The sequence below is a fragment of the Achromobacter sp. JD-1 genome (assembly GCF_038594925.1).
Lineage (GTDB): Bacteria > Pseudomonadota > Gammaproteobacteria > Burkholderiales > Burkholderiaceae_B > Achromobacter > Achromobacter spanius_C.
On the sequence record NZ_JBCGCS010000006.1, the window covers coordinates 252,026 to 278,685 of the forward strand.

Annotated in this window: 28 protein-coding genes; 4 read left to right on the forward strand and 24 right to left on the reverse strand. The window is 64.0% G+C overall.

Features of this window, described 5'->3' with window-relative positions:
* Positions 1 to 6: 6 nt before the first annotated feature.
* The 7 genes from WBR68_RS12300 to WBR68_RS12330 all read right to left on the reverse strand — a co-directional run bounded on the left by WBR68_RS12300 (position 7) and on the right by WBR68_RS12330 (position 5,516).
* Positions 7 to 696: a VIT1/CCC1 transporter family protein gene (locus tag WBR68_RS12300; RefSeq protein ID WP_050446532.1), complete on the reverse strand. Its 690-nt coding sequence runs from the start codon at positions 694 to 696 to the stop codon at positions 7 to 9.
* A gap of 78 nt (positions 697 to 774) precedes the next feature.
* Complete coding sequence (locus WBR68_RS12305; RefSeq protein ID WP_050446533.1) at positions 775 to 1,212, reverse strand: PaaI family thioesterase; 438 nt, start codon at positions 1,210 to 1,212, stop codon at positions 775 to 777.
* A gap of 1 nt (position 1,213) precedes the next feature.
* Positions 1,214 to 2,104, reverse strand: a complete 891-nt coding sequence (gene mmsB, locus WBR68_RS12310) for a 3-hydroxyisobutyrate dehydrogenase (protein WP_050446534.1) — start codon at positions 2,102 to 2,104, stop codon at positions 1,214 to 1,216.
* A gap of 78 nt (positions 2,105 to 2,182) precedes the next feature.
* Positions 2,183 to 3,358 (reverse strand): enoyl-CoA hydratase/isomerase family protein, encoded by a 1,176-nt coding sequence (locus WBR68_RS12315; RefSeq protein ID WP_230694387.1) that lies wholly within the window; start codon positions 3,356 to 3,358, stop codon positions 2,183 to 2,185.
* Entirely contained in the window at positions 3,355 to 4,509 is a 1,155-nt protein-coding gene (locus WBR68_RS12320; RefSeq protein ID WP_050446536.1) for an acyl-CoA dehydrogenase family protein, read from the reverse strand. The genes WBR68_RS12315 and WBR68_RS12320 overlap by 4 nt, the downstream gene beginning before the upstream one ends.
* A 235-nt stretch (positions 4,510 to 4,744) precedes the next feature.
* Positions 4,745 to 5,092, reverse strand: a complete 348-nt coding sequence (locus WBR68_RS12325; RefSeq protein ID WP_127184338.1) for an RnfH family protein — start codon at positions 5,090 to 5,092, stop codon at positions 4,745 to 4,747.
* Entirely contained in the window at positions 5,082 to 5,516 is a 435-nt protein-coding gene (locus tag WBR68_RS12330; RefSeq protein ID WP_006219125.1) for a type II toxin-antitoxin system RatA family toxin, read from the reverse strand. Before WBR68_RS12330 ends, WBR68_RS12325 begins: the two co-directional genes overlap by 11 nt.
* A gap of 69 nt (positions 5,517 to 5,585) precedes the next feature.
* Here WBR68_RS12330 and smpB point away from each other — a divergent pair, with 69 nt between their 5' ends.
* Positions 5,586 to 6,098 (forward strand): SsrA-binding protein SmpB, encoded by a 513-nt coding sequence (smpB, locus tag WBR68_RS12335; RefSeq protein WP_255696013.1) that lies wholly within the window; start codon positions 5,586 to 5,588, stop codon positions 6,096 to 6,098.
* 15 nt (positions 6,099 to 6,113) lie between these two features.
* Here smpB and WBR68_RS12340 read toward each other — a convergent pair whose 3' ends face one another.
* From WBR68_RS12340 to WBR68_RS12350, 3 genes are all read right to left on the reverse strand, one after another.
* Positions 6,114 to 7,295 (reverse strand): GGDEF domain-containing protein, encoded by a 1,182-nt coding sequence (locus WBR68_RS12340; RefSeq protein WP_050446538.1) that lies wholly within the window; start codon positions 7,293 to 7,295, stop codon positions 6,114 to 6,116.
* Between the two features lie 25 nt (positions 7,296 to 7,320).
* A complete protein-coding gene (locus WBR68_RS12345; protein WP_050446539.1) occupies positions 7,321 to 8,247 on the reverse strand; it encodes an SPFH domain-containing protein in 927 nt (308 codons plus the stop codon).
* A gap of 88 nt (positions 8,248 to 8,335) precedes the next feature.
* Positions 8,336 to 8,773 (reverse strand): NfeD family protein, encoded by a 438-nt coding sequence (locus WBR68_RS12350; protein ID WP_050446540.1) that lies wholly within the window; start codon positions 8,771 to 8,773, stop codon positions 8,336 to 8,338.
* Positions 8,774 to 8,941: 168 nt separating this feature from the next.
* On the opposite strand from WBR68_RS12350, the gene WBR68_RS12355 reads away from it, so the two are divergent.
* Both WBR68_RS12355 and WBR68_RS12360 read left to right on the forward strand, forming a co-directional pair.
* Positions 8,942 to 9,679, forward strand: coding sequence for a glutamine amidotransferase (locus WBR68_RS12355; RefSeq protein ID WP_127184336.1), 738 nt, complete (start codon positions 8,942 to 8,944; stop codon positions 9,677 to 9,679).
* 94 nt (positions 9,680 to 9,773) lie between these two features.
* Positions 9,774 to 10,649: a bifunctional transcriptional activator/DNA repair enzyme AdaA gene (locus tag WBR68_RS12360; protein WP_230694388.1), complete on the forward strand. Its 876-nt coding sequence runs from the start codon at positions 9,774 to 9,776 to the stop codon at positions 10,647 to 10,649.
* 96 nt (positions 10,650 to 10,745) lie between these two features.
* Here the strand turns inward: WBR68_RS12360 and ppsA are convergent, their stop codons facing one another.
* Complete coding sequence (gene ppsA, locus WBR68_RS12365; protein ID WP_050446543.1) at positions 10,746 to 13,112, reverse strand: phosphoenolpyruvate synthase; 2,367 nt, start codon at positions 13,110 to 13,112, stop codon at positions 10,746 to 10,748.
* Between the two features lie 180 nt (positions 13,113 to 13,292).
* Between ppsA and ppsR the strand changes: the two genes are divergently transcribed.
* Positions 13,293 to 14,120 carry a posphoenolpyruvate synthetase regulatory kinase/phosphorylase PpsR gene (gene ppsR, locus WBR68_RS12370; protein ID WP_050446544.1) on the forward strand — a complete coding sequence of 276 codons (828 nt, stop codon included), beginning with the start codon at positions 13,293 to 13,295 and terminating at the stop codon, positions 14,118 to 14,120.
* A gap of 30 nt (positions 14,121 to 14,150) precedes the next feature.
* On the opposite strand, the gene WBR68_RS12375 is transcribed toward ppsR, so the two are convergent.
* From WBR68_RS12375 to WBR68_RS12435, 13 genes are all read right to left on the reverse strand, one after another.
* A complete protein-coding gene (locus WBR68_RS12375; RefSeq protein WP_050446545.1) occupies positions 14,151 to 14,621 on the reverse strand; it encodes a DUF2846 domain-containing protein in 471 nt (156 codons plus the stop codon).
* On the reverse strand, positions 14,618 to 15,046 hold the full coding sequence (locus WBR68_RS12380) for a hypothetical protein (protein WP_050446546.1): 429 nt from the start codon (positions 15,044 to 15,046) through the stop codon (positions 14,618 to 14,620). The genes WBR68_RS12375 and WBR68_RS12380 overlap by 4 nt, the downstream gene beginning before the upstream one ends.
* A gap of 105 nt (positions 15,047 to 15,151) precedes the next feature.
* Entirely contained in the window at positions 15,152 to 15,940 is a 789-nt protein-coding gene (locus WBR68_RS12385; RefSeq protein WP_230694389.1) for a TrmH family RNA methyltransferase, read from the reverse strand.
* Entirely contained in the window at positions 15,937 to 16,545 is a 609-nt protein-coding gene (gene rnhB, locus WBR68_RS12390) for a ribonuclease HII (protein ID WP_050446548.1), read from the reverse strand. Before rnhB ends, WBR68_RS12385 begins: the two co-directional genes overlap by 4 nt.
* Entirely contained in the window at positions 16,532 to 17,728 is a 1,197-nt protein-coding gene (gene lpxB / locus WBR68_RS12395) for a lipid-A-disaccharide synthase (protein ID WP_230694390.1), read from the reverse strand. Before lpxB ends, rnhB begins: the two co-directional genes overlap by 14 nt.
* On the reverse strand, positions 17,725 to 18,519 hold the full coding sequence (gene lpxA / locus WBR68_RS12400; RefSeq protein ID WP_050446550.1) for an acyl-ACP--UDP-N-acetylglucosamine O-acyltransferase: 795 nt from the start codon (positions 18,517 to 18,519) through the stop codon (positions 17,725 to 17,727). The genes lpxB and lpxA overlap by 4 nt, the downstream gene beginning before the upstream one ends.
* The gene (fabZ, locus tag WBR68_RS12405) at positions 18,520 to 18,975 is read right to left on the reverse strand and encodes a 3-hydroxyacyl-ACP dehydratase FabZ (protein ID WP_050446551.1); all 456 of its coding nucleotides are present in this window, start codon (positions 18,973 to 18,975) and stop codon (positions 18,520 to 18,522) included. It abuts the gene before it with no gap.
* 67 nt (positions 18,976 to 19,042) lie between these two features.
* Positions 19,043 to 20,140, reverse strand: coding sequence for a UDP-3-O-(3-hydroxymyristoyl)glucosamine N-acyltransferase (gene lpxD, locus WBR68_RS12410; RefSeq protein WP_050446552.1), 1,098 nt, complete (start codon positions 20,138 to 20,140; stop codon positions 19,043 to 19,045).
* A 17-nt stretch (positions 20,141 to 20,157) separates the two neighbouring features.
* On the reverse strand, positions 20,158 to 20,718 hold the full coding sequence (locus WBR68_RS12415; RefSeq protein WP_006219105.1) for an OmpH family outer membrane protein: 561 nt from the start codon (positions 20,716 to 20,718) through the stop codon (positions 20,158 to 20,160).
* 108 nt (positions 20,719 to 20,826) lie between these two features.
* A complete protein-coding gene (gene bamA, locus WBR68_RS12420; protein ID WP_050446553.1) occupies positions 20,827 to 23,160 on the reverse strand; it encodes an outer membrane protein assembly factor BamA in 2,334 nt (777 codons plus the stop codon).
* Positions 23,161 to 23,213: 53 nt separating this feature from the next.
* Positions 23,214 to 24,545, reverse strand: a complete 1,332-nt coding sequence (gene rseP / locus WBR68_RS12425; RefSeq protein WP_050446554.1) for an RIP metalloprotease RseP — start codon at positions 24,543 to 24,545, stop codon at positions 23,214 to 23,216.
* Positions 24,546 to 24,588: 43 nt separating this feature from the next.
* Positions 24,589 to 25,788, reverse strand: coding sequence for a 1-deoxy-D-xylulose-5-phosphate reductoisomerase (locus WBR68_RS12430; RefSeq protein ID WP_127184330.1), 1,200 nt, complete (start codon positions 25,786 to 25,788; stop codon positions 24,589 to 24,591).
* The gene (locus WBR68_RS12435) at positions 25,785 to 26,642 is read right to left on the reverse strand and encodes a phosphatidate cytidylyltransferase (protein WP_230694391.1); all 858 of its coding nucleotides are present in this window, start codon (positions 26,640 to 26,642) and stop codon (positions 25,785 to 25,787) included. Before WBR68_RS12435 ends, WBR68_RS12430 begins: the two co-directional genes overlap by 4 nt.
* Between the last annotated feature and the right edge of the window lie 18 nt (positions 26,643 to 26,660).

A 26,660-nucleotide genomic window follows, 5' to 3' on the forward strand; every position in this document is an offset into this window, starting at 1 on the left:
GCCGCGCTAGACTGCCACGCCGAACAACGCGCCTACGGCGGCCGTGGCCGCCATGGCGAACGCGCCCAGTATCGTCACGCGCAAGGCGGCCGGCCCCTTGGGCGCGCCGCCCGCCCCCGCGGCCAATGCCCCCAGCGCGGCCAGGCACGCCACCGATGCACCGATCACCCAAGCGATCAAATGCGGCAGGGGCGCCGTCACCGCGACAACCAAGGGCAAGGCCGCGCCGGCCGCGAACGAAGCGGCGGACGCCACCGCCGCCTGCACGGGCTGCGCGCGGTTATGCACGGAAATGCCAAGTTCGTCGCGCGCGTGCGCGTCCAGCGCGTCGTGGCGCGTCAGTTGGCGCGCCACCTGCGTCGCCAGATTCCGCGTCAGGCCGCGGCCCACGTAGATATCGATCAGTTCGGCCAACTCTTCTTCTGAATTGCCTTTCAGTGACCGCTGCTCCATCCGCAGATCGGCTGCCTCGATATCGGCCTGGGACCGCACGGACACATACTCGCCAGCCGCCATCGACAAGGCTCCGGCCACCAGCCCGGCCAGACCCGACGTCAGGATGGCCCCATGCGAGGCCTGCGCCGCCGCCACGCCGGTAATCAGGCTGGCGGTGGAAACGATGCCATCGTTGGCCCCCAACACAGCGGCGCGCAGCCAGTTGCTGCGGAAAATTCGGTGGTGTTCTTTTGCAGGCATTGCCCCATACCCATGCGACGCGTGACAAGCGCGCCGCGCGCCCGCCCCGTCAAGGGCGACACGCGCGGCGCGCCGGATTCATCGCGGCGTCACGCGTACCGCGGTGAGCAAGCCTATCACGCAAAGCGTGGCCTGCTCGCCTTCGTAGGCGTGTACTTCAACCTGGCAGACAGACAAACGCTTGCCCGGCTTGACGACGCGGCCACTGGCCACGTAGCGGTCGCCTTTGGCGGGCGCCAGGAAGTTCATCTTGAACTCCGAGGTCAGCACGTCTTCGCCCGGCCCAAACAGCGTGTAGGCGGCATAGCCGCCCGCGCTGTCGGCGATCGTGGTGGAAATGCCCGCGTGCAGAAAGCCGTTTTGCTGGCAGAGATCGGCGCGGTAAGGCAGCACGATGTCCACCCTGCCCGGCTCCACCACGTCCAGCCCGGCGCCCAGCAGCCGCATGATGCTTTGCCGGTCGAAGCTTTCCTTGACCCGCGCGGCGGGGTCGGTCAGCGCCTGGGGTGCGCTCATGTCAGTCTTGCTCGCGCTTGACCAGGTTGACGATGCTGGAGAAGTCCAGCTTGCCCGAGCCGCCCGCGCTATGCAGCGAATACAGGTTGCGCGCCAACTCGCCCAACGGAATCGAGGCACGCGCCGACAGCGCCGCTTCGGCCGCCAGGCCCAGATCCTTCAACATCAAGTCCACGCCGAAGCCGCCGGCATAGCCCTTGGAGGCGGGCGCGTGCTCCATCACGCCCGGCCAGGGGTTGTAGAGTTCGGTGGCCCAGTTGCGGCCCGAGCTCTTGGCGATGATGTCGGACAGCACCTTCGGGTCCAGCCCGTTGGCCACGCCCAGCGCCAACGCTTCGGACGTGCCGGCCATCAGGATGCCCAACAGCATGTTGTTGCAGATCTTGGCCACTTGGCCGGCGCCGGCGGGACCAGCGTGGAAAATGTTCTTGCCCATTTTCTCGAGCACGGGGCGCGCACGCTCCAGCGCTTCCGCCTGACCACCCACGATGAAGGTCAACGTGCCCGCCGCCGCGCCGCCGGTGCCGCCCGAGACGGGCGCGTCGATCATGGTGATGCCGCGCGCCTCGGCCGCCTGCGCCACCTTGCGCGCCGAATCCGGCGCGATGGTGCTGCATTCGATGACCAGCGCGCTGGACGAGATCTTGCCCAGCAGGTCTTCGCCCAGGTACAGCCCTTCAACGTGCTTGCTGGCCGGCAGCATGGACACGACCACGTCAGCGCCCTTGACCGCTTCCGACGCCGATGCCGCGGCTTGCGCGCCAGCGTCGGTCAACAGCTTGACCGCTGCCGGGACCAGGTCAAAGACCGTCAGGCTATGGCCGGCCTTGACCAGATTCAATGCCATGGGCGCGCCCATGTTGCCCAAACCGATAAACGCGATACTGCTCATGATGTTTTGTCTCCTGTTGCTATTGCTATAGGTATGGATTCATCGTGACCTGCATGACGGGTGCCCGGGCTGTTTGCGTCAGCGCCCTTCCTGGCCCAGATCGGCCAACGGATGCGCCTGGCCCTCGGGCCAGGGCTCGTCGAAAAACTTCTGTACCCAGGCGTCGGTGGCCATGTCCATGACGGCGGGATTCCAGCGCGGATTCTTGTCCTTGTCGATCAGCAAGGCGCGGATGCCTTCGGCGAAATCGCCATGGGCGGTACACGCCAGCGCCGCGATGTACTCGGCACGGAACACGTCGTCCAGCGAGCGCAGGCGCGTGCGTTGCTGCAAGGCGAAAGCCAGGCGCACCGAACCCGGCGAACCGGCCAGCATGGTGGATGCCGCGCGCGCCAGCCAGGGGTCGTCGTGGTCTTTCAGCAGCGCCAGCTCTTCGTAGATCTCGTCCAGACGGTTGCCGTTGCACAGGTTGTTGATCAGGAAGGAATGCTGGCGCAGGTGGCCGGGGTCCAGCGGCGTCTGCGGCTCCAGCGCGGTCAACGCGCGGCGCAGCAGTCCGTCATTGATGGAACGCGGCGCCATGGCCTCTTCCGATGCGCCCGCCGTCAGCCCGGCCCAGGGCTGTTCTTCCAGCGACGCCAGCAACTTGGGCCAGTCCGCGTGGTTCAGGCGGAAATCCGCCAGGCCCGCGAAGAAGGCGTCCGCCGTATTCATCTGGGCGCCGGTCAGCGCCAGGAACAGGCCAATGCGGCCCGGCATGCGGTTCAACAGCCAACTGCCACCCACGTCCGGGAACAGGCCGATCGACACTTCCGGCATCGCCAGCCGCGAACTTTCGCTGACGACCCGGTGGCTGGCGCCCATCATCAGGCCGATGCCGCCGCCCATGACAATGCCATGGCCCCAGCACAGTACGGGCTTCGGATAGGTGTGGATCTGGTAGTCCAGGCGGTATTCGTGCTCGAAGAAGCGACGCGCGTAGGCATTGCTCCAGCCGCTCTTGCCGGCGTTTTCGGTCATGCTGCGATACAGGCCGTGCAGGTCGCCGCCCGCGCAAAACGCCTTTTCGCCCGCACCTTGCAACACCACCAGCGCCACGCCGGGATCGCGCGCCCATTCATCCAGGCGCGCCGCCAGCAAGTCCGCCATTTCCAGCGACAGGCCGTTCAGCGTCTGCGGCGCGTTCAGCGTCGCAATCCCGAACCGCACACCGTTCGCGGCGCTTCTTTCTTCGAACAACACCGGGGCATTCATCTTATGTCGGCTCCTTTTTCCAACAATTGGCGGGCAATGATCACGCGCATGATCTCGTTGGTGCCCTCCAGAATCTGATGAACGCGAGTATCGCGCACCAAGCGCTCCAAGGGATAGTCCTTCAGGTAGCCGTAGCCGCCATGAATCTGTTGCGCGTCCAGGCAGATCTGAAAGCCCATGTCGGTGGCGAAGCGCTTGGCCATGGCGCAATAGGTGGCCGCGTCCGGCGCGCCGGCATCCAGCTTGCACGCGGCCAGGCGCACCATCTGACGCGCGGCGACCAGGTGGGTGGCCATGTCCGCCAGCTTGAATTGCAGGGCCTGGAATTCCGCCAGGCGGCGGTTGAACTGGCGGCGTTCGTCCATGTAGCGGCGCGCGGCATCCAGCGCGCCCTGGGCCGCGCCCACCGAGCAGGTGCCGATATTGATGCGGCCGCCATCCAGGCCTTTCATGGCGATCTTGAAGCCTTCGCCTTCCTGGCCCAGCAGGTTGCCGGCCGGCACGCGCACGTTCTCGAACGTGATGGGGCGCGTGGACTGGCTGTTCCAGCCCATTTTTTCTTCCTTGCGGCCGTAGCTGATGCCCGGGCTGTCGGCGGGCACCGCGAACGCGCTGATGCCGCTTGCCCCCTCGCCCCCCGTGCGCGCCATGACCACCAGCAGGTCGGTGTCGCCGCCGCCCGAAATAAAGGCCTTGGCGCCGTTCAGCACGTAATCGTCACCGTCGCGCTGCGCGCGCGTGGACAGCGACGCGGCGTCGGAACCCGCGCCGGGTTCGGTCAGGCAGTACGACGCCAGTTTCTGGCCGCTGGCCAGCAGCGGGCCCCAGGCCTCGCGCAAGGCGGGCTGCCCCCATTTGCCGACCATCCAGGTAGCCATGTTGTGGATGGTCAGGAAGGCCGTGGTCGACGGATCCACCGCGGCCATTTCCTCGAACACCAGCGTGGCGTCCAGGCGCGGCAGGCCCAGGCCGCCGATCTCTTCGCTGGCGTAGATGGCGCAGAAGCCCATCTCGCCGGCCCGGGCGAAGGCCTCGCGGGGAAAGATGCCCTCGGCGTCCCAGCGCGCGGCATGAGGGGCCAGTTCACCCTCGGCATAGTCGCGGGCGGCCTGCGCAAACGCGCGCTGCTCGTCGGTCAGTTCCAAGTCCACAGCCTGTCTCCTGATGGTGTCGGTGTTGTCTGTTGGCGTTGCGGGTCGTCTCGTAAACGCTCGCCAGCCGATTTTGGCATGACGTTAACGTAAACGTAAATATGAAACCGCGTTTATGTTACGCCGGATGCCTCGGCGGAATTTGTCTTATTAGTGACAATGTCGGCGCGGGCGAATGCCCCGGAAAAGCCGGAGGTGCCGCGCATGCCGGGCGATGTCCGGCACGCCGGCCGCGTTACAGCAGCCCGGCTGGCCGCACCCGGCCATTTTTGGCCGTCTTGGCGCGTCGGTGTTCGGCGCGGCGGCGGCGTGATTCCTTGGGGTCGAAGCTCAGGCCGCGATAGATCTCAACGCGGTCGCCCTCGGCCAGCCTGGATTGCGGCTCAGCGGCCTTGCCAAAGATACCCACGCCGCGCTCCCACGGCTGCACCACGGGAAACGCCTGCGCGAACCCGCTGGCCGCCAGGGCATCCGACACGGTCGCGCCCTCGGGCACGCGCAGTTCTCGCAACCACACATGGCCCGGCAAGGCATAGCAGACGCTGACGTTGATCAGCGCGGCCACGGAGGGCTCATTCGCCATACTTGGCCTGCGCCCGCTTGGTGAAGGAATCAATGAAGCTGGTGGCGATACGGTTGAAGACGGGTCCCACCACCATTTCCAGGGCACGATTTGAAAATGCGTACTCCATGGTGAACAGAACCTTGCAAGCGTCTTCCGCCAGGGGTTGGAATTCCCAGTGCCCGACCAGGCTGGAAAAGGGGCCATCCACCAGTTCCAGGTCGATCCGGTCGGGATAGACGTGGGTGTTGCGCGTGGTGAAGCGCTGCTTCATGCCCGCGAAACTGATCAGGATGGAGGCCTGCATGCCGTGTTCATCGCGGCTTTGCACCTCGGCCCCGCCGCACCACGGCATGAACTCGGGGTACTTCTCCACGTCGGCAACCAGGTCGAACATCTGGGCGGCGCTGTAGGGCACCAGGACGGATCGTTGTACTTTGTGCATCGACTATCGCAAATGGCTAGAATGGCAAGATTTTACCGGCACCGCGCACCATGAGCCTAATGTGGCGCTTTGCAGCAAGCAAATTGGCGTTATCAGCAAAAAGGCGTTATGAGCATTATCGACAACCGCAAGGCCTCGCACGACTATTTCATTGAAGACCGCTATGAAGCCGGCCTTGTCCTGCAAGGCTGGGAAGTCAAGGCGATCCGTGATGGCCGCGTGCAGCTAAAGGAAAGCTACGTCATCGTACGCGATGGCGAACTGTACCTGCTGGGCATGCACGTCAGCCCGCTGCCCACGGCGTCCACCCATATTCATCCCGATGCCATGCGCACGCGCAAGCTGCTGCTCAAGGCCGAGGAAATCAGCAAGCTGATCGGCAAGGTCGAGCAGCGCGGCTACACCTTGGTGCCGCTGAACCTGCACTACAAGAACGGGCGCATCAAGCTGGACTTCGCGCTGGGCCGTGGCAAGAAGCTGTTCGACAAGCGCGACACCGCGCGCGAAAAAGACTGGCAGCGTGAAAAAGAACGCATCATGAAGCACGACACGCGCGCCCCGCGCAAAGACAAAGACGATTGACCACGCCCCCTTGATTCAGGCCGCGGCCGGCAAACGGTCGGCCGGCTCGCCCGGCCCGACGATGCGGTTGCGCCCCGCCTCTTTGGCTCTATAGAGCTTGCGGTCGGCGCGTTCAAAGAACACCTGAAGGTTTTCTCCGGGCACCCATTCCGCCACGCCCGCGCTGAACGTATAGGAAATGGTGCTGCCGCCATGCGAGCAAGGGGTGCGCCGCACGGAATCGAGCAGCCGGGCCGCCACGTCCATCACCGCATCGGCCCGCATGTCGGGAAACAACACACCAAATTCCTCGCCGCCCACGCGGCCGACATGGTCACCGGTGCGCAACGTGGCCGTGGCCAGCAAGCCGAAATGGCGCAGCACGGCGTCGCCCGCCACATGGCCATGCGTGTCGTTGATGCGCTTGAAATAATCGACATCCAGCAGCAGCAAGGTCAAGGGACGGCGCGTGCGCAGCGCCTGCGCGCAATAGCGTTCGGCCTGCAGCCACCACGCCTTGCGCGACATCAGCCCCGTCAGGAAATCCGTGTTCGCCTCTTGCTCGCGGTCAGCCAGCATGCGGTCGTGGATGATCATGATGGTGCCCAGCGTCAGGCACGGCATGATCAGCACGCCCAGGGTCAGGAAGGCGATGTTCCAGGCGCTGGGTTCCAGCAAGGGCAAGGGCAGCGCCAGGTCCAGCAGATAGACGGCGGCCCGCAACGCGCAGAGCGCCGCGGAAATGGCCGACACCGCCCACACAAAGCGATAGCTATAGCGGGAACGGTGCGTGGGCATGTTGCGCTGAACCGTGACCGCCACCGCCAGCAGAAAGCCCATTTGCAACAGCGACATCACTACGATGCGCGGCCCCACCCGCCAATCCACATAGGTGTAGGCCAGCAGCACCACCAGCGCCAGCAGGCAAGCCAGCGTCATCAGGTGCTTGGGCACGCTCAAGCCCAACAGCCGCCGCAGGCCCGAATAGTACGAGAACAGCGCAAGCCCGATCGCCGCGTTCGGCACCACCACCGACAACCACCAGGGCGCCGAGGTGTTCTGCAGCGCAAACGTAAAAAACGCCAACAGCGTGAGCAAGTTGGCGCGTATGGTTTCGCGGATGCCGGCCATGCCGCTGCGAGCCAGCGACCCCAGCACGCAGAGCGATAGCACCCCCGCCAGTGCTGCTATCAAAAGCAAATTAACGGGAGCGATCATGGGTGGCGCGCCGCGAAGCGCGGGGTCAGGTGTTGCGCGTGGCTTTCACGATGGTCATGGCCGAGGCGATCATGCCGCCCACGTCCGACATATTGGCCGGCAGGATCAGCGTGTTGCCTTCCTTGGCCACATTGGCGAACGCTTCCACGTAGCGCTCGGCCACCTTCAGGTTGACGGCTTCCATGCCGCCCGGCTGACGCACCGCGTCGGCCACCTGCGTAATGGCCTTGGCGGTGGCTTCGGCAATGGCCAGCACCGCGGCGGCCTCACCTTGCGCCTGGTTGATCTGCGCCTGTTTTTCGCCTTCCGAACGGGCGATGGCGGCTTCGCGTTCGCCGGTGGCGATGTTGATCTGTTCCTGGCGGCGGCCTTCCGAGGCCGCGATCAGCGCGCGCTTTTCACGCTCGGCGGTAATCTGCGCCTGCATCGAACGCAGGATCTCGTTGGGCGGCGTCAAGTCCTTGATCTCGTAACGCAGCACCTTCACGCCCCAATTCAGCGCGGCCTCGTCCAGCGACGACACGATGTTGCTGTTGATCGAATCGCGTTCTTCAAAGGTGCGGTCCAGTTCCATCTTGCCGATGACCGAACGCAGCGTGGTTTGTGACAACTGCGTGATGGCGGAAATGTAGTTCGACGAACCGTACGACGCGCGCATCGGGTCGGTCACCTGGAAGTACAGCACGCCATCCACCTGCAGTTGCGTGTTGTCGCGCGTGATGCAAACCTGGCTGGGCACGTCCAGCGGGATTTCCTTCAGCGAATGCTTGTAGGCCACGCGCTCAATAAACGGAATGACAAAGCCCGCGCCAGGCGACAGCACGCGGTCGAACTTACCCAGGCGTTCGACCACCCAGGCATGCTGTTGCGGCACGATGGCAATCGACTTGATGACGATCAGGACCGCCAGCGCGACAACAACGAGCAGGACGATAGTGGATGTATCGATCATGATTTGGAACCTCTCCTGGAGTAAATGCGTTGGCGCTCTGGCCAGAAGCCAAGAACGCCTTGCGGACCGCGCGTGGCGCGGTCCGGTTCTACCTAGCCGTACCCGGCGCGCCCAGGGGCGTCAGCACCAGGGTCGAACCGCGCAGTTCGGTAATGATGTATTCGCCGGCGGCGGGTGCTTGCCCCGGCGCCAGTTCGGCCTGCCAATGGGCGCCGCGATACCAGACGCGGGTGGTGCCGTGTTCGGACCACGAATCCACGGAAACCGTCTGGCCGATGTCCAGATTCACATCGGCGTTACGCGCGGAATTGACTTCGCGCTTTTTCAAGACGCGTGTCTTGCGCAACACCAGCAAGCCCAGCAGCAACACCACGCCGCACGCCACCAATTGCCATTCCAGGCCACTGCCAAACCAGGCGGCGGCCCCTGCCGCCGCGAGCCCCAAGGCCACCAGCAGCAGATAGAAAGTACCCGTCGCCAATTCCCCGATAAGGGCCAGCGCGGCCAATCCCAGCCAGATCCACATAGTTGTAATGCCGCCCGAAAGGATGAGTCGTGTGCGGATTGTACGTATTTCCGGGACGCAACGGGTAAGGCGGCCACATCAAGAACATTTGCGCTGGATTATGATGTGCCCTGGCGCGCCGATCCCACCCGGATTGCCCGTGTCGGCCTATTCCAAGCACACCTATCCATGACCGCTGCAATATCCCCTGCCCTGCCCGTCTTGATCCTGCACACCGGCGATCCGGAAGACATGCTTAAAAGCCAGTTCGGCGGCTATGCCGAACAATTGAAAGAAGCCGCTGGCCTGGCCGCCGACGCCGTCGAGATTGTCTCGGTGCATGAAGGCCAGCGCCCCCAGCCCCCCGCCCACTACCGCGCTGCGCTGATCACGGGTTCGCCCGCCATGGTCACGGACAAGGAACCCTGGAGCGAAGACACCGCCGCCTGGTTGCGCGAAGCGGCAGCGGCAGAACTCCCCATGTTCGGCGTGTGCTACGGCCACCAGTTGCTGGCGTATGCGTTGGGCGGCAAGGTGGGCTATAACCCGGCGGGCCGCGAAGTCGGCACGCAAACCGTCGAACTGCTGCCGCCAGCCTCCGGCGACAAGCTGCTGGCTGGCCTGCCCCGCACCTTTCCCGCGCAGATGCTGCATGCCCAGACCGTGCTGCAACCGCCGCCCGGCTCGGCCGTGCTGGCGCGTTCGGACCTGGACGAGCACCAGATGATCCGCATCGGCCGCAACGTCTTTTCCACCCAGTTCCATCCCGAATTCGGCCCTGATTTTGTTCGGGCCCATCTGGACCGCTACAGCCGCCGTTACGCCGCCGAAAACCTCGACATGCCCGACTTGACGGCCAACGTGCGCGCCACCCCCGTGGCGGGCGAGCTGCTGCGCCGCTTCCTGGACGCCTACGCGCCCGCCTGAGCGGCCGCGCGCAACATCCGGAGTGCGGGGCTGGACGGCGCCTGAGACCATGAACCTAAAGCGCAATCCATTACGCGCATGTCAGGAGTCATCGATGAGCCCCGCCGCAGCCCCCTCGAGCACACAGCAATCCGCCGCCGCCTCGTTAAGCAAGCAACACGCCAGCGTGGTCGAACGCGCCTGCCGCGCCCTTGAGGCGGAGCAGCCGCCCGACCTGACCACGCTGGCCGAACAAGCCGGCATGAGCCGCTTTCACTTTCACCGCGTGTTCAAGGCGGCCACGGGTGTTACGCCCAAGGCCTACGCCAACGCGCTGCGCGCTGCCCGGGCGCGCCAGCAACTTGAAAGCAGCGCCAGCGTCACCGACGCCATGTACGACGCGGGCTTCAACTCCAGCGGCCGGTTCTACGAAGCCGCCCCCGCCATTCTGGGCATGACCCCCACCGCCTTTCGCAAGAACGGCGCAGGCATCGACATCCGCTTCGCCGTGGCGCAATGTTCGCTGGGCGCGCTGCTGGTGGCGGCCACCGGCACGGGCATCTGCGATATATCGCTGGACGCCGACCCCGAACAATTGGTTCGTAACCTGCAAGACCGCTTCAAGGCCGCCCGCCTGATCGGCGCGGACGCTGAGTTCGAAACCTGGGTGGCCGCCGTGGTGAGCTTCGTCGAAGACCCGTCGCGCGGGCTGGACCTGCCATTGGACGTGCGCGGCACCGCCTTTCAGCGCCGTGTGTGGGAAGCGTTGCGGGACATTCCCGTGGGCACTACCGCCACGTACACGCAGGTGGCCGAACGCATCGGTGCGCCCCGCGCCGTACGCGCGGTGGCGCGCGCCTGCGCCACCAACAGCATCGCGCTGGCCATTCCCTGCCACCGCGTGGTACGCACCGACGGGTCGATGGCGGGTTACCGCTGGGGCATCGACCGCAAGCGCGAATTGATCGCGCGTGAATTGAAAGCGGCCTAATACACGCCCGTTCTTCGCGCCCGTTCTTCGCGCCCACAAGCAAAAACCCCGCGTCCTGATCGGACGCGGGGTTTTTTTGTTGGAACCGCCAGCCGCTTATTGCTTGGCCAGGCGCTGCCAGGTGTCGACAACGGTATCCGGGTTGAGCGACATCGACAGAATGCCCTCGTCCTTCAACCATTGCGCGAAGTCAGGGTGGTCGCTGGGGCCCTGGCCGCAGATACCCACGTACTTGTTGGCGGCCAGGCAAGCCTTGATCGCGCGGCGCAGCATGAACTTCACGGCTTCGTCGCGTTCGTCGAAGTCAGCGGCCAGGAGCTCCATGCCGGAATCGCGGTCCAGGCCCAGCGTGAGCTGGGTCATGTCGTTGGAACCGATCGAGAAACCGTCGAAGAATTGCAGGAATTCGTCGGCCAGGATGGCGTTGGACGGCACTTCGCACATCATGATCAGCTTCAGGCCGTTTTCGCCACGCGCCAGACCGTGCTTGGCCAGCAGGTTCACAACCTTTTCGGCCTGACCCAGCGTGCGCACGAACGGCACCATGATTTCAACGTTGGTCAGGCCCATGTCGTCGCGAACCTTCTTCAGCGCTTCGCATTCCATGCGGAAGCACTCGGCGAAGTCCTCGGCGATGTAGCGCGATGCGCCACGGAAGCCCAGCATGGGGTTCTCTTCCTCGGGCTCGTAGCGCGAACCGCCCACCAGCTTGCGGTATTCGTTGGACTTGAAGTCCGACATGCGCACGATGACCGGCTTGGGGTAGAACGCGGCGGCAATCGTGGCCACGCCTTCCGCCATCTTTTCAACGAAGAACGCGCGCGGGCTGGCGTGCCCACGGGCAGCCGATTCCACGGCCTTCTTCAGTTCGCCGTCCACGTTCGGGTAGTCCAGGACTGCCTTCGGGTGGATGCCGATGTTGTTGTTGATGATGAATTCCAGGCGCGCCAGGCCGACACCGCCGTTCGGGATCTGCGCGAAGTCGAAGGCCAGTTGCGGGTTGCCCACGTTCATCATGATCTTCAGATCGATGGCGGGCATTTCGCCACGGCGCACTTCTTCCACTTCGGTTTCGATCAGGCCGTCATAGATGCGGCCTTCGTCGCCTTCCGCGCAAGACACGGTCACGGCCTGGCCTTCCTTCAGCAGGTCGGTGGCGTTACCGCAACCCACCACCGCCGGAATGCCCAGTTCGCGCGCAATGATCGCGGCGTGGCAAGTACGGCCGCCACGGTTCGTCACGATGGCCGCGGCACGCTTCATCACAGGTTCCCAGTTGGGGTCCGTCATGTCGGTGACCAGCACGTCGCCCGGCTGGACCTTGTCCATGTCGGAGATGTCGCCCACCACGCGCACCGGGCCGGCGCCGATCTTCTGGCCGATTGCGCGGCCGGTGATCAGGACCTGGCCGGTGGCCTTCAGGCGGTAGCGTTGCTGCACATCGTTCACGCCTTGCTGCGACTTCACCGTTTCCGGGCGCGCTTGCAGGATGTAGATCTTGCCGTCGACACCATCACGGCCCCATTCGATGTCCATCGGGCGCTTGTAGTGCTGTTCGATGATCACGGCGTAGCGGGCCAGTTCATTGACCTCGTCGTCGGTCAGCGAGTAGCGGTTGCGCTCGGACACGGGCACGTCCACGGTACGCACGGCGCGGCCTTCCGGACGCTCCGGGTCGAATTCCATCTTGATCAGCTTGGAGCCAATGCGGCGGCCAACGATGGGGAACTTGCCTTGCGCCAGCGTGGGCTTGAAGACGTAGAACTCGTCGGGGTTGACGGCGCCTTGCACCACGGTTTCGCCCAGGCCATAGGACGACGTGATGAACACGACGTCTTCAAAACCCGATTCGGTGTCGATGGTGAACATGACGCCGGCGCTGCCCTTGTCGGAACGCACCATGCGCTGGATGCCGGCCGACAAGGCCACATCGGCGTGGGCGTAACCCTTGTGCACGCGATAGGAAATGGCGCGGTCGTTGTACAGCGACGCGAACACGTGGCGGATCTTGTCCAGCACGTCGTCGATGCCCACGACGTTCAGGAAGGTTTCCTGCTGGCCGGCGAAGGACGCGTCGGGCAGATCTTCCGCCGTGGCGGACGAGCGCACGGCAAACGAGCCCTTGCCGTCAGCGTCGAGCTTGGCAAAGGCTGCACGGATTTGTGCTTCGAATTCAGCCGAGAACGGCGCTTCGACGATCCATTGGCGGATCTGCGCGCCGGCGTTGGCCAGTTCGCGCACGTCTTCGGGGTTCAGCGTGGTCAGGCGTTCAGCAATGCGCTGGTCCAGGCCCGAGGCTTTCAGGAAATCGCGGAAAGCGTCGGCGGTCGTGGCAAAGCCGCCCGGCACGCGGACGCCCGCGCCAGACAGCTGGCTGATCATTTCGCCTAGTGATGCGTTCTTGCCTCCTACCGAGTCCACGTCCGTCATGCGGAGCTGCTCGAACAAAACAACATACGACATTGAAGTCACCTTTTACAATGGAATGAAAGCGAGTTAGGTCAAAGCACGAATCGGCGGAAAATTCCGCTTTTTCAGACGCTGACCAAACTGGCCTTGGACCGCCCTTGGGGTGACTTATAGGGGCCTGATTGTACTCGGTGGAGTACCCTCGGCTATCTGACTGGTTGGAATTTTTTACACATGACATCTACCCCGATCGCACGCACGGTATACATCGTTTCCGACAGTACCGGCATCACCGCCGAGACCTTCAGCCAGTCGGTGCTGTCCCAGTTCGAAGAGGTGGAATTCAAGCCGATACGGCTGCCTTTTGTCGACACACTGGAAAAGGCGGCCGAGGTCGCCATGCGCATCGACCGCAGCGCGCTTGAAGCCGGCGTGCCGCCCATTGTGTTCAGCACCTTGGTCAACCCCGAGATCCTGGCGCGCGTTCGCCAGGCGAACGGCATTTTCATGGATCTGTTCGGCACCTTCGTCAGCCATATCGAACAGGCGCTGGGCTTGAAATCCAGCCATTCCATCGGCCGCTCGCACATGCAGGCCAATTCCGAGAAATACCGCACCCGGATCGACGCCATCAATTTCAGCCTGGCGCATGACGATGGCCAGTTCGTCAATCAACTGGACCAGGCCGACGTCATCCTGGTGGGCGTGTCGCGCTGCGGCAAGACGCCCACCAGCCTGTACCTGGCCATGCAGTACGCCATCAAGGCAGCCAACTTCCCGCTGACGCCTGATGACTTCGAGCGCGGCACCCTGCCCTCAACCATCGCTCCGCACCGCGGCAAGCTGTTCGGCCTGTCCATCCAGCCCGAACGCCTGGCCGAAGTGCGCAATGAACGCCGTCCCAACAGCCGCTATGCGCAGCTTGAGCAGTGCCGCTACGAAGTGGCCGAAGCCGAACGCATGATGCGCCGCGAGGGCATTTCGTGGCTGTCCAGCACCACCAAGTCAATCGAAGAGATCGCCACGACGGTGCTGCAGGAAGTGGGGCTGGATCGGGGTTGAGCGGGCTGAGCGGGTTGACCGCTCATTGCCTTACAGGCCTGGCACCCGTTCGGGGCTGGCAGCCCCCCAATAGCGCAGGCCGCGCATTTCGCTTTCCGCCAGTTCGGGCGGATCAACCAGGCGCATCGACAAATTGCCCACGGCCCCCGTGGCGCCATACACCTCGGCCATGACCCGGATATAGCGCGACTGGCCGGGGTCCAGCATGAAGCTCACGCCGTCGCCGGTCCAGTACAGGTTGGTGACGACGTAGCTGCCAGCGGGCCGGTCAACAAAGAAGAAGGCGCCCGGCTTGTTACGCCCGACCACTTCACCATTGACGCGCATCTTCTGCTGCGCGGCTGCCAGATTGGTCGCCTGCGGCTGATAGAAATAGATGCGGCCATTTCCCTGCGCAATAGGCGGGATGCTGCCTTGCAGCGCTTCATACTTGCCTCCGGCGCAACCCGCCAGCACGGTGACGATGGCGGCTGCCGCCAAGCCTTTGAACCACGACTTCATTGACGCATCTCCACGGGCAAAGTCACAGGACGGGTAAGCGGCAGGTATGCACTTTCGCCCGGCAAGTAAAAACCGAGCAGTCGGCCAGACGAGGCAACCAGATAGGCCTCGCCCTGGCGCCGGGTTTGAATCGTGAACAAGCCATCCTGGGCGCGGTAGACATCGCCCTGCGGCAAGGCGCCCACACGGCGCCACTGTGAGCCCGCCCGCAGCGTTACGCTGCTTTCGTTCGGCAACGCCGCGATGACCAGCCTGGAGAGTTGAATCGTATAGACGGGATCTGCCGCGGCCACGGGAACCATGCCGATCTTCTGCGTGCTGACCGACATGCATCCCGCCAGCGCGACGACGCAAGACGCCAGCAGCAGGCCCTGCGCGCGCCGCGCAAAGCGCACCTGAAATCTATGAAACAGCGATGACGCCATAGCCACCTCGGATTTGCAAAGCGCGAAGTATATGAGTACGACGGACTTTTACAAAACATGCCGCGTCGCGACAGAGTCCGGTACGGCGGTGCTGGATGGCGCGTATCAGCCGGGCGAAGCGGTCAAGGCCTGACGGCGTTGCTCGAACAGGCAAACCGCGGCCGCCGCGCCCACGTTCAAGGACTCCACCGCGTCCATGTCATGCGGGATGCAGACCTTGAGGCTGGCCGCGGCCAGCAGCGCCGGCGCCACGCCTTGGCCTTCATGCCCGAAAACCCACGCACACCGTTGGGGCAGGCTTCCTGAATACAGGTTTTGCGCGCCATCCAGGGCCGTGGCCACCAAGGGCACCCGCAACTGCGCAAGCAGATCGGTCAGGTCAACGTGCTCGTGGATGGACAGCGAAAAATGGGCGCCCTGCCCGCTGCGCAAGACTTTCGGCGACCAGGCGGCGGCCGTGCCGGTTGCCAGGAACACCCGCTTCACACCGGCTGCGGCACAGGTGCGCAGCAAGGTGCCAACGTTGCCGGGATCCTGAATCCGATCGAACAAAACGCAGTTCTCTTCCACGTTGGCCGGCATGTCCAGAACAGGCGGCGTAACCAGGAACGCCACCCCCTGCCCGCTTTCCACGCTAGCCAGGGACTGCATCAGCCGCGCGTCCAGCGCCAGGCAGCGCGCGTCCGGCACGGCAGCCGCAAGCGCGGCGATGTCGGGCTGGGACAGGCGATCAACGTCGAAAATCGCTTGATCGGGCGCGCCATGGTGCTGCAACCAGGCTTGGCACAGGTGCACGCCATCAAGCAGGACGGGCGCACCGCGCTTGCCGGCCGTGCCGGCCAGCTTGGCCAGGGCCTTGACGGCTGGGTTCTCGCGGGAACTGATGTGCTTCATGTCGCCAGGCCGAATGCCTTGATGGGCGCAAAACTGCGCCGATGTTCGGCGCAGGGCCCATGTTCGCGCAGCATTTGCAGGTGCAGCGCGGTGCCGTAGCCCTTGTGCTGGTCGAAGGCATATTGCGGATACAAGCTGTGCAGGCGCAACAGATCGGCGTCGCGCGCGGTCTTGGCCAGGATGGAGGCCGCCGAAATGGCGGGCACCAGCGCATCGCCCTTGATGACGGTCTGCACCGTGCAGCCCAGCTTGGGCGCCTGGTTGCCGTCCACCAGCGCAAGCTGCGCCGGTATGGACAGCCCCTGCACTGCCCGCTGCATCGCCAACATGGTGGCGCGCAGAATATTCAGGGTGTCGATCTCTTCTACGCTGGCGCTGGCCACGCACCAGGCCAAGGCGTATTCCTGGATTTCAAGCGCCAGGGCTTCGCGGGTGGCCGCCTTCAGCACCTTGGAATCCGCCAGCCCGGTGATGGGCCGCGCGGGGTTCAGGATCACCGCCGCCGCATAGACGGCGCCCGCCAACGGGCCACGGCCCGCCTCGTCAACGCCGGCAGTCACCATGGCGGGCTGCACCGGGGCCGCGAACAGGTCAGGCTGCTCCACCCGCCACCTCCAGGATCGCCTGGGCAGCCAGGGCTGGCGTGTCGCGCAGCAACTCCTGGTGCATGGCGGTAAAGCGGGCCTCGACGCGGGCAATCAACGCATCGTCAGTCAAGGACGCCCAACAAGCCTCCGCCAGTTTTTCAGGCGTGGCATCGTCTTGCAGCAATTCAGGCACGGCGAAGTCGCGCAGCAACACGTTGGGCAGCCCCACCCACGGCAGATACGGCCGTTGCTGCCCCGACTTCCACGTCATGATGCGGCGCATCCACGGCGACAACACATAGGAAATCACCATGGGCCGCTTGTACAGCGCGGTTTCGAGCGTGGCCGTGCCGCTGGCCACCAGCACGGCGTTGGCCGCTTCCATGACGGACCATGCCACCGGGGCCTTGCGATCGCCACCGGCGCCGTGCAGATCGTCAGCGGTAATGCAGCGCAGGCCGGGCACGGGGTGCTCGGCCAGAATCGCCTGGAATTCGGCGCGCCGCTGATCGTTGACCATGGGTACGACGCACTGCAAGGTGGGATCTTTCTTCAGCAGCAATTGCGCCGCTTGAAGAAAGCGCGGCGCCAGCAGGCGAATTTCGGACGAACGGCTGCCGGGCAGGATGGCCAGCACGCGCGCGTTCGGATCGATACCCAGGCTTGCGCGCGCGGCGGCGCGGTCCGGCTGCATCGGAATGGCGCCGGCAAGCGGGTGGCCCACATAGGTCACCGGAATGTTTTCCTTCCGGTAGATCTCTTCCTCGAACGGGAACAGCACCAGCATGTGCGACACCGACTCACGGATCTTGTGGATGCGTTCATAGCGCCACGCCCAGATGGACGGACCCACGAAATGCACCGTGGGCGTACCGGCCAGGCGCAGTTGATGCTCGAGCCGCAAATTGAAGTCGGGCGCGTCGATGCCCACGAACACCTTGGGCGGCTCGGCCAGCCAGCGTCGTTTGACGTCGCGATAGGTGGAAAGCAAGCTGGGCAGGCGCTTCAGTGCATCGACGTAGCCGAACACGGTCAGCGCATGCATGGGATGCCAGGTATCGAATTCGCGCGCCTGCATTTGCGGCCCGCCTATGCCTTCGCAGCGCACGCCAGCGTCGCGCGCTTGCAGACCGGCAATGATACGACCGGCCAGCAAGTCGCCCGAAGGCTCGCCGGCCACCATGCCGATCCGCGTGTTCATGGACGAATGATGCCGCGCGATGCGACGTCCAGAAAATCGAGCAGCGTTTGCAGGTGCTCGGCCGCTTCGGGAATTTCTTGTTGGCGCTTGTGCAATTCAGCGCGCGCCGCGTCCAGCTGCAAGCCACGGCGATAAATGATCTTGTAGGCTTCGCGCAGGGCCGAAATCATCACGGGCGTAAAGCCGCGGCGCTTCAAGCCTTCGACGTTGATGCCAACGGGGCGGCACGGGTTGCCGGCCGCCAGCACGAAAGGCGGCGAGTCCTGCATGAGCGAACTGTTGCCGCCCGTCATCGTGTGCGCGCCCACACGCGCAAATTGATGCACACCGGTCAGGCCACCGATGATGGCCCAGTCGCCCACGTGCACGTGGCCGCCCAGTTGCACCGCGTTGGCCAGGATCGTGTGGTTACCCACGTGGCAATCATGGGCAACGTGCACATACGCCATGATCCAGTTATCGCTGCCCAGCGTGGTTTCGCCGCCATCCTGCACAGTGCCCGTGTTCAGCGTGACAAATTCGCGCACGGTATTGCGGTCGCCAATCGTCAAGCGCGTTTTTTCGCCTGCATACTTCTTGTCTTGCGGCATGCCGCCGATCGAGCAGTAGCGATAAAAACGATTGTCGCGCCCGATGGTGGTCACGCCATCGACTATGCAATACGGACCAATCTCGGTGCCGGCGCCGATGGTGACGTCTGGTCCCACCACGGCAAACGGGCCGATCACGGCGCTCGGGTCGATCTTTGCCGCCGGATCAACGACAGCGGTAGGATGGATGTTTCCTGCCATTTACTCTTCCAGGCTGCGAATCGCGCACATCAGCTTGGCGGACGCGACTTCCTGTCCGTCAACCGTTGCACGCGCAGCGTACTTACAGATGCTGCGGCTCAGGCGTTCGGCTTCGACTTCAAGGCGCAGCTGATCGCCAGGCACCACAGGACGGCGGAAGCGCGCGCCATCGACGCCAACCAGGTAGTAGGCAGTCTTGGAGCTATCGCACTTCAGCCCGCCGTTTTCGTCAGTAAACGAGAACAGCGCCGAGGCCTGGGCCATGGCTTCCACGATGAGCACGCCCGGCATCACCGGATGATGGGGAAAGTGGCCATTGAAAAACGGTTCATTGATCGAGACATTCTTGATGGCGACGATAGATTTGCCGGGCACCATTTCGACGACGCGATCAATCAGCAGCATCGGATAACGATGCGGCAGCCTCTCCATGATCCCCTTGATGTCGAGTTCCATTTTTCTATGCTTTCCTGCGAGATGAAATTATTCTGGCGCGTGCACGCCGAGGCGGCAATCGCGCCCCTTAATCTTTTTCGAGCGTGCGCACGCGGCGGCGCAGTTGCGCCAACTGTTGTATCACGGCGGCGTTGCGCTGCCATTCACCATGCTCGGCATACGGGAACACGCCCGTATAGCGGCCTGGCTTGCTAATGCTGGACGTAACCGCCGTACCACCTGAAATGTGTACGTCGTCGCCCAAGGTCAAATGGCCGGACAGCATCGCGGCGCCGCCGATGGTGCAGCGTTCGCCGATGGTCGTGGACCCTGCGATGCCGACGCATGCCGCGACCGCCGTATGCGCGCCGATGCGCACGTTATGCGCCACCATGATCTGGTTGTCCAGCTTGACGCCGTCGGACACCACGGTGTCGTCCAGGGCTCCCCGGTCGATGGTGGTATTGGCCCCGATTTCGACATCGTTGCCCACCGACACGCCACCCAGTTGGGGAATCTTGCCCCACGCGCCCTGCCCTAGCGTCGGGTCCGGCGCAAAGCCGAAACCGTCCGCGCCCAACACGACGCCGCTGTGGATGATGGCCCGTTCGCCCACTTTCACGCCCTCGTAAAGGGTGACGTGTGCGTGCAGGCGGCTGCCCGCACCGATGGACGAGCCCACTCCCACCACGCAGCCCGGCCCAAGAATCGTGTCGCGGCCAATGCGCGCACCGGCCTCCACCACGCAATTAGGGCCAACGCGCACGCCCTCTTCAAGGACGGCATCAGGCGCGATCACAGCGGAAGGATGCGTGGAACCCGGCAGCGCCGGCCGACGCGCGGCGTCGAACCATTGCGCCACACGGGCGTAAAGCAGATAGGGATGCTTGCAAACGACCAGCGCAAAAGGCGGCCGCTCGGCGCCATCGGCTTCCAGCGTCTCGGCCACATCGGCCGAGACGATGACCGCTCCGGCCTGGGTGGACCCAAGTTGGCTCTGATAGCGGGGGTTGGCCAGGAAGGTAATTTCCCGGCTACTCGCCGAAGACAACGTACCGATGCCGCAAACCCTTAAAGGTTGCGCCCCGGGAGGCGCGCTGACGCGCCAGTCCATACCCTGGGTATTGGCGGCGCTCAACAGTGCTTCAAGGGTGGGCGCGCGAGCAAGATCCAGTAAAACCGGCATGGTGCGACGGGTACTGCTTACTTGCCCAGGCTCTGAATCACCTTGTCGGTGATGTCGATGCGCGGGTTGACCGTCACGGCGTCCTGGATGATCAGGTCGTAGTTTTCTTGCTCGGCGATACGCTTGATGGCCTCATTGGCCTTCGTCACGATGCCCGAGAATTCTTCATTGCGGCGGCGATTGAAGTCTTCTTGGAATTCGCGACGCTTGCGTTGCAGGTCGGTATCCAGATTGGACAGCTCGCGCTGGCGCTTGACGCGATCCGACTCCGACAGCACGGGGGCGTCCTTGTCGAACTTCTCGGCTTGCGAACGCAGGCTGTTGTTCAGGCGCTGGAGTTCGTCGTCGCGCTTCTTGAATTCGGCTTCGATCTTGCTTTGCGCCGTCTTGGCCGGACCCGATTCACGCAGAATCCGTTCAGTGTTGACGAAGCCGATCTTGGTATTTTGAGCCTGCGCGGGAATCGCAGCAGCCGAACCGAGAATGAGCGCACCCACCAGGGCAATGGAGCCGCCCAGCTTGCCACGGCGCTTGGCGCGCGGCGTATTCGATGATTTAAGTGCGAAATCAGACATCATGAAAATCTCACCTTCCGTAAGGCAAAGCCAAAGTGTGTATTGTGCCACTAAACAGCAAGGGAGCCGGCCCACGGGACCCCTCCCTTGTTTTCAAGCGTAACGGCGCGCTTAGAATCCGGTCCCGATCTGGAACTGGAAGCTTTGCTTGTCGTCGCCTTGCTTGGAGTTGAGCGGACGAGCGTAAGACAACTGCAACGGCCCCATCGGCGACTGCCACGACAGGCCGATACCGGCCGAGAAACGCCAGCCGCAAGGATCTTCGACCTCGGTGTTGTCGCGGCCGCGGGTGCAGCTCAGCCCACTGCCGGCGGCAACCTGGCCCGCATCGCTGAAGATGAACCAGCGCAGCGTGCGGTCCTTGGTGGCGCCCGGGAACGGCAGATACAACTGGGCGTTGGCGACGATACGGCGCGTGCCGCCCAGATAATCGCCCGTGAGCGTATCGCGCGGACCCAGCGACGAGCCTTCGTAGCCGCGCACGGTACCGATACCGCCGGCATAGACGTTCTTGATGACCGGGTAGTCCTTGCTGCCGTAGCTGCGGCCCCAATCCACCATGCCGTTCAAGGCCAAGGTATAGGAACCGCCCAAGGGCAGGAAATACTGCTGCTGACCCGTCAGCATGGTGTATTGCAGGTCTACCGTGGACACGTCGGCCTTCAGACGCGTGTACGAACCACTGGTGGGCGCCAAGGCGCTGTCACGGGTGTCCTTGGACCAGCCGGTGCTGAAGATGACCGAGTTGGTCGAATCGCCGTACTGCCCCACAAAGTCCCTGTAGGCCTGCGGCGAGTTCGTGAACAGGTCGATCTGGTTGTGCTCGAAGTTCGCGCCCAGGAAGATCCGGTCGTACTCGGAAATCGGAACACCGAAGTTCATGCCCAGGCCGATGGCCTTGACGCGGTAATCACCGTCGTTGTTGTTCCAGGGCTCGGTCACACGGTAGTACGCGGACGTGGTGCGGCTGATGCCGTCCTTGGTCCAGTACGGGTCCGTGTGCGACAGCACGATCGCGCGGTTGCTCTTGCTGGTATTCAATTGCAGCGTCAGGTTGGTGCCGCTGCCGAATACGTTGTCTTCGCTGATACCGGCCGACAGAATCGCCTTTTCAGACGAGCCGTAGCCCACGCCCAGGTTGATCATGCCGGTGGGCTTTTCTTTCACGTCGACGTTCACGTCGACCTGGTCGGGCGAGCCCGGAACCGGATCCGTCTTGACGTTGACGTCGCTGAAATAGCCCAGGCGGTCGACGCGGTCGCGGGACGTCTTGATGTCCTTGGCGTCGTACCAGGCAGCTTCCTGCTGGCGCATTTCGCGGCGCACGACTTCGTCGCGCGTACGGGTGTTGCCCCCGATCTGGATACGGCGCACGTAAACGCGGCGGCTCGGATCGACGTAGAACGTCAGGTCGGCTTCGTGCTTGGCGCGGTCCAGTTGCGGGTTCGGGTTGACGTTGGCGAAGGCGTAGCCCAGTTCACCCAGGTAATCGGTAATGGCCTTGGCGGAATTGTTGGCCTTGGCGGCCGAGAAGGTCTCGTCCGGCTTGACCTGCACCAGTGCGTTGATTTCCTTGTCCAGGCCCAGCAGATTGCCGGCCAGCTTCACGCTGCGCACCTTGTAGGGTTCGCCTTCGTGGACGGTGATCGTGATGCGGATATCTTTGCGGTCGGGCGAAATCGTGACCTGCGGAGGCTCGACGGAAAACTCCAGGTAACCCTGGTCCAGGTAGAACGAGCGCAGGGTTTCCAGGTCGCCTTCGAGCTTTTCGCGGGAATACTTGTCGGTATCCGTATACCAGGTCAGCCAGCCCGGGGTGGTCAGCTTGAATTCGTCGAGCAGGTCGCTTTCCGAGAAAGCCTTGTTGCCCACGAAGCGGATTTCCTGGATTCGAGCGACATCGCCTTCAAACACGTCGAAGCTCACGCCGACGCGGTTGCGCGGCAGCGGCGTCACGGTGGACGTCACTTCGACGCCGTACTTGCCCTTGGACAGGTATTGCTGCTTCAGTTCGTATTCCGCGCGTTCGAGCATGGATCGGTCGAAAATGCGACCTTCGGCGAAACCGACCTGCTGCAGCGACGTGGTGATCGCCTTGGAATCGAATTCGCGCATGCCGTTGAAATTAACGGAGGCGATCGTCGGCCGTTCCTGCACCACGACGACAACGACGTTGTTATCCGTCTGGATCTGCACGTCGGTGAAAAAACCCGTGCCATATAGGCGGCGGATGGCCTCGGTCGCTTCTTCTTCGGTGAATTTCTCGCCCACCTTCACGGGGAGATAACCGAAAACGGTACCGGCGTCAGTCCGTTGAATACCTTCTACGCGGATATCCCGCACGACAAAAGGGTCGAAGGCTTGGGCCATGGCCGGCAGCATTAATGCGGCGATCAGACCCGGCAGTACACCCTTTTTGTGATGAAACATCCGGCGAAAAGACATCCTTGACTATCCTCGGTCGTGCAAATGGCGGGGGATTTTATGCTAAATCGCGATTAGGTGAATAAACGCGTGAAATCGTTAAACAGCGCAAGCCCCATGAGGCCTGCCAATAAACCTATGCCGGCGCGCTGTCCAATATCGATCCACCTCGCTGGCGGCGGGCTACCCCGCACAATTTCGACGAGATAGTACAGCAGATGGCCGCCGTCCAGCATAGGAATGGGAAGCAAATTTAATACGCCCAGGCTGATACTGATCAAAGCAATATAGGCGATATACGCAACAATGCCGATTCTGGCGGTCTGGCCGGCGTAGTCGGCGATGGTGACCGGCCCGCTGATATTGCGCCACGAAACATCACCCGTGACCATGCGGCCCATCATGCGCAGCGAAAACCAGGCCGTATCCCAGGTGCGCACCGCGCCTAGCCATACGCTTTCGAACAGACCATAGCGCACGGTCACCATGGGCACGTCGCCGCCCAACTGGACGCCAAGGCGCCCGATTTCCTGGCCGTTCACCATTTCGGGACGCGGCGTGACATTCAGCGAGATATTGGCGCCGTCGCGCAGTACGGTCAGCGCCAGAGTCTTGCCGGCGCTTTGCTGGATCTGCTTGATGACCAAGCCGGTTTCCGGCGTGGGCTGGCCGTTGATCGCGACGATGGTGTCGCCGGCACGCAGCCCGGCCGCCTGGCCTTCGCCGCCGTCATTGACGGCGCGCACGCCCGGCTTGGGCTGTGCCAGGCGGATACCGGCCGCCGCAAGCGGGTCGCCGGCGGAAGGATCCATGGCATTGGGCGGCAAGTTCAATTCACGCTGCTGGACCGCGCCCGACGGCGTGCTGACTTCGACCTGCGCGCGGCCGCCGGAGGACATGACGTCCATCAGGCGCCAGCGCGCGTCTGACCACGACGCGACCTCTTGACCGTCGATGGCAAGGATGCGGTCGCCCGCCAGCAGGCCAGCCTGCGCGGCGGGTGATTCCGCCGTGGGTTGGGCGATGATGGCCTGCGGCTCGTCCGTGCCAGCCAGGTTCAGGCCGGCATACAGGACTACCGCAAGGATCAGATTGAATAGCGGGCCGGCCGCGACGATGGCGATGCGCTGGCCGACCGGCTTGTTGTTGAACGCGCTGGCGGCCTCGGCCGGCGTGGCGCCGGCGGGCGCGTCATCCTGCATCTTGACGTAGCCGCCCAGCGGCAAGGCGGACACAGCCCATTCCGTGCCATGTTTGTCCGTGCGGCGCAGAATCACCTTGCCGAACCCCAACGAGAACCGCAGCACTTTCACGCCGCACAAGCGGGCCACCCAATAGTGTCCCAGCTCATGGAAGGTGATCAGTGAGCCAAGCGCTACCGCAAAGGCCAGCAGGGTGAAAAGCATGGGGATCGGGATCTAGGGAATCAGAAGCAAGCGGGGCCAGCCGTCAGGCCAGCCCAAGGTTACCTGCGAAGGTGCGCGCATCTGCATCCAGCGCGAGCACTTCGTCAAGACTGTTGAGCGTAACAGATGCTTGCCCCGCCTGCCACTCCAGGGTGGCTTCGATCACGCGCGCAATCCACGTATAGGGAAGGCGGCCGTCCAAGAACGCGGCAACGGCGACTTCGTTGGCGGCGTTGAGCGCCACGCAGGCGCCCTGCCCCGCCCGCAAGGCGTCAAAGGACAAGGCCAGGCAAGGAAAACGGGCCAGATCAGGTTTTTCGAAATCCAGACGGCCAAGTCGGGTCAGGTCCAGTGGCCCGACACCGCTTTCCAGGCGTTCAGGAAAGCCCAGCCCGTAGGCAATAGGAGTCCGCATGTCGGGCTGGCCCAACTGCGCCAGCACGGATCCATCGTCGTACTCGACCATGGAATGCACGACGCTTTGCGGGTGCACCACTACTTCGATCCGGTCGGCGGGCATGGCGAACAGCCAATGCGCTTCAATCACTTCCAGCCCCTTGTTGAGCATGGTCGCCGAGTCCACCGAGATCTTGCGGCCCATGCTCCAGTTCGGGTGGGCGCAGGCTTGAGCGGGGGTCACATCGTGCAGGTCTTCGAGATCGCGCCCCCGGAACGGACCGCCGGATGCCGTCAGCAACAGGCGGCGTACGCCTGGCGCGGGCGCATCGGGCGCCTGGGCCCGCCCGCCATGAGGCAGGCACTGGAAAATGGCATTGTGTTCGCTATCGATGGGCAGCAGTTCGGCGCCGTTGTCGCGCACGGCCCGCATGAAGAGCGAGCCCGCGGCGACCAGCGCTTCCTTGTTGGCCAGCAACACACGCTTGCCGCTACGGGCGGCGGCCAGCGCGGCGGGCAAGCCGGCCGCGCCCACGATGGCGGCCATGACCGAATCGCACTGCGGGTCCGCCGCTGTGTCGGCCAGCGCCTGCGCGCCCACCCGGATGTCGGGCATGGGCTGGGAGCCCGTCCAGGCGGCAATGAATCGCTTGCGGGCGGCGGCATCAGGCACCACCACGACAGCGGCGCGGCTAGCCAGCGCCTGCTCGGCCAGACGCTCCATCCGGCTGTGGGCGGACAGCGCATAAACCCCCAGGCGCTCGGGGTGGCGGGCAATCACATCCAGCGTGCTTTCACCGATCGATCCGGTCGACCCGAGCACGACGACGCGTTGAAAAACCGTCAAAACAGCACTCCAGACAAAATTAGCGCAAGCGGCGCGACCGGAAGAATCGCGTCGATTCGGTCATACACCCCGCCATGGCCGGGCAACAGCGTGCTGGAATCCTTGCGGCCCGCGCGGCGCTTGAGCAGCGATTCGAACAAGTCGCCCACGATGGACACCACGCCCAGCAGCGCGGCAATAGGCAGGGCCAGCCAGAAGGTCCAGCGTTCCACCAGCGCGTGGCCGAACGACCCGGCCCACAGGCTGGACAGCCCGATCCAGATCACGGCGCCCAGCACCCCGGCGACGGCGCCTTCGATGGTCTTGCCCGGACTGACGCGCGGGGCCAGCTTACGCTTGCCGAAGGCGCGGCCGGCGAAATACGCGGCAATGTCGGCCACCCAGACCAGCGCCAGCAGCGAGACCACAAACCCCGCGCCGCGCGCGACGAACATCTGCGCCAGCACGGCCCAGGCGGCAAAGGCGGCGGGTACGGAAAAGACGGACCAGCCCAGGCTGGCGGCCGGCGCATCGGAACGGCCACGGACCACGGCGGTAACGCCGCCAAACAGCCAGACTGCCGCCACCCCGGGCACCACATAGCGCATCACCCAGGCCGGATCGCGCCAACCCACGCCGCCGCCAGCAAGCCAGGCCGAGGCAAGCGCCAGCATGCCGCCGAACAGCAGCACGGCAACGCCGATGGAAATCAGGGGGGACGGAGGCTGGGGCAGCGTCAAGCGCAGCCATTCCCAGTTGGCGCACGCGGCGGCCAAGGCCAACAACGCGACGAACCACCAGGGGTTGGCGCTGATCATCGCGGCGGCCAGAATGGCCAACAGGATGACTGCGGTAACGATACGCTGGCCCAACATATGACGGTCTCCTCGTGT

Excerpts from the sequence above, each read along its gene's own strand:
- WBR68_RS12300 (WP_050446532.1), bottom strand. The coding sequence starts at position 696 with ATGCCTGCAAAAGAACACCACCGAATTTTCCGCAGCAACTGGCTGCGC.
- WBR68_RS12305 (WP_050446533.1), bottom strand. The coding sequence starts at position 1,212 with ATGAGCGCACCCCAGGCGCTGACCGACCCCGCCGCGCGGGTCAAGGAA.
- mmsB (WP_050446534.1), bottom strand. The coding sequence starts at position 2,104 with ATGAGCAGTATCGCGTTTATCGGTTTGGGCAACATGGGCGCGCCCATG.
- WBR68_RS12315 (WP_230694387.1), bottom strand. The coding sequence starts at position 3,358 with ATGAATGCCCCGGTGTTGTTCGAAGAAAGAAGCGCCGCGAACGGTGTG.
- WBR68_RS12325 (WP_127184338.1), bottom strand. The coding sequence starts at position 5,092 with ATGGCGAATGAGCCCTCCGTGGCCGCGCTGATCAACGTCAGCGTCTGC.
- WBR68_RS12330 (WP_006219125.1), bottom strand. The coding sequence starts at position 5,516 with ATGCACAAAGTACAACGATCCGTCCTGGTGCCCTACAGCGCCGCCCAG.
- WBR68_RS12340 (WP_050446538.1), bottom strand. The coding sequence starts at position 7,295 with ATGATCGCTCCCGTTAATTTGCTTTTGATAGCAGCACTGGCGGGGGTG.
- WBR68_RS12345 (WP_050446539.1), bottom strand. The coding sequence starts at position 8,247 with ATGATCGATACATCCACTATCGTCCTGCTCGTTGTTGTCGCGCTGGCG.
- WBR68_RS12350 (WP_050446540.1), bottom strand. The coding sequence starts at position 8,773 with ATGTGGATCTGGCTGGGATTGGCCGCGCTGGCCCTTATCGGGGAATTG.
- WBR68_RS12355 (WP_127184336.1), top strand. The coding sequence starts at position 8,942 with ATGACCGCTGCAATATCCCCTGCCCTGCCCGTCTTGATCCTGCACACC.
- WBR68_RS12360 (WP_230694388.1), top strand. The coding sequence starts at position 9,774 with ATGAGCCCCGCCGCAGCCCCCTCGAGCACACAGCAATCCGCCGCCGCC.
- ppsA (WP_050446543.1), bottom strand. The coding sequence starts at position 13,112 with ATGTCGTATGTTGTTTTGTTCGAGCAGCTCCGCATGACGGACGTGGAC.
- ppsR (WP_050446544.1), top strand. The coding sequence starts at position 13,293 with ATGACATCTACCCCGATCGCACGCACGGTATACATCGTTTCCGACAGT.
- WBR68_RS12375 (WP_050446545.1), bottom strand. The coding sequence starts at position 14,621 with ATGAAGTCGTGGTTCAAAGGCTTGGCGGCAGCCGCCATCGTCACCGTG.
- WBR68_RS12380 (WP_050446546.1), bottom strand. The coding sequence starts at position 15,046 with ATGGCGTCATCGCTGTTTCATAGATTTCAGGTGCGCTTTGCGCGGCGC.
- WBR68_RS12385 (WP_230694389.1), bottom strand. The coding sequence starts at position 15,940 with ATGAAGCACATCAGTTCCCGCGAGAACCCAGCCGTCAAGGCCCTGGCC.
- lpxB (WP_230694390.1), bottom strand. The coding sequence starts at position 17,728 with ATGAACACGCGGATCGGCATGGTGGCCGGCGAGCCTTCGGGCGACTTG.
- lpxA (WP_050446550.1), bottom strand. The coding sequence starts at position 18,519 with ATGGCAGGAAACATCCATCCTACCGCTGTCGTTGATCCGGCGGCAAAG.
- fabZ (WP_050446551.1), bottom strand. The coding sequence starts at position 18,975 with ATGGAACTCGACATCAAGGGGATCATGGAGAGGCTGCCGCATCGTTAT.
- lpxD (WP_050446552.1), bottom strand. The coding sequence starts at position 20,140 with ATGCCGGTTTTACTGGATCTTGCTCGCGCGCCCACCCTTGAAGCACTG.
- WBR68_RS12415 (WP_006219105.1), bottom strand. The coding sequence starts at position 20,718 with ATGATGTCTGATTTCGCACTTAAATCATCGAATACGCCGCGCGCCAAG.
- bamA (WP_050446553.1), bottom strand. The coding sequence starts at position 23,160 with ATGTCTTTTCGCCGGATGTTTCATCACAAAAAGGGTGTACTGCCGGGT.
- rseP (WP_050446554.1), bottom strand. The coding sequence starts at position 24,545 with ATGCTTTTCACCCTGCTGGCCTTTGCGGTAGCGCTTGGCTCACTGATC.
- WBR68_RS12435 (WP_230694391.1), bottom strand. The coding sequence starts at position 26,642 with ATGTTGGGCCAGCGTATCGTTACCGCAGTCATCCTGTTGGCCATTCTG.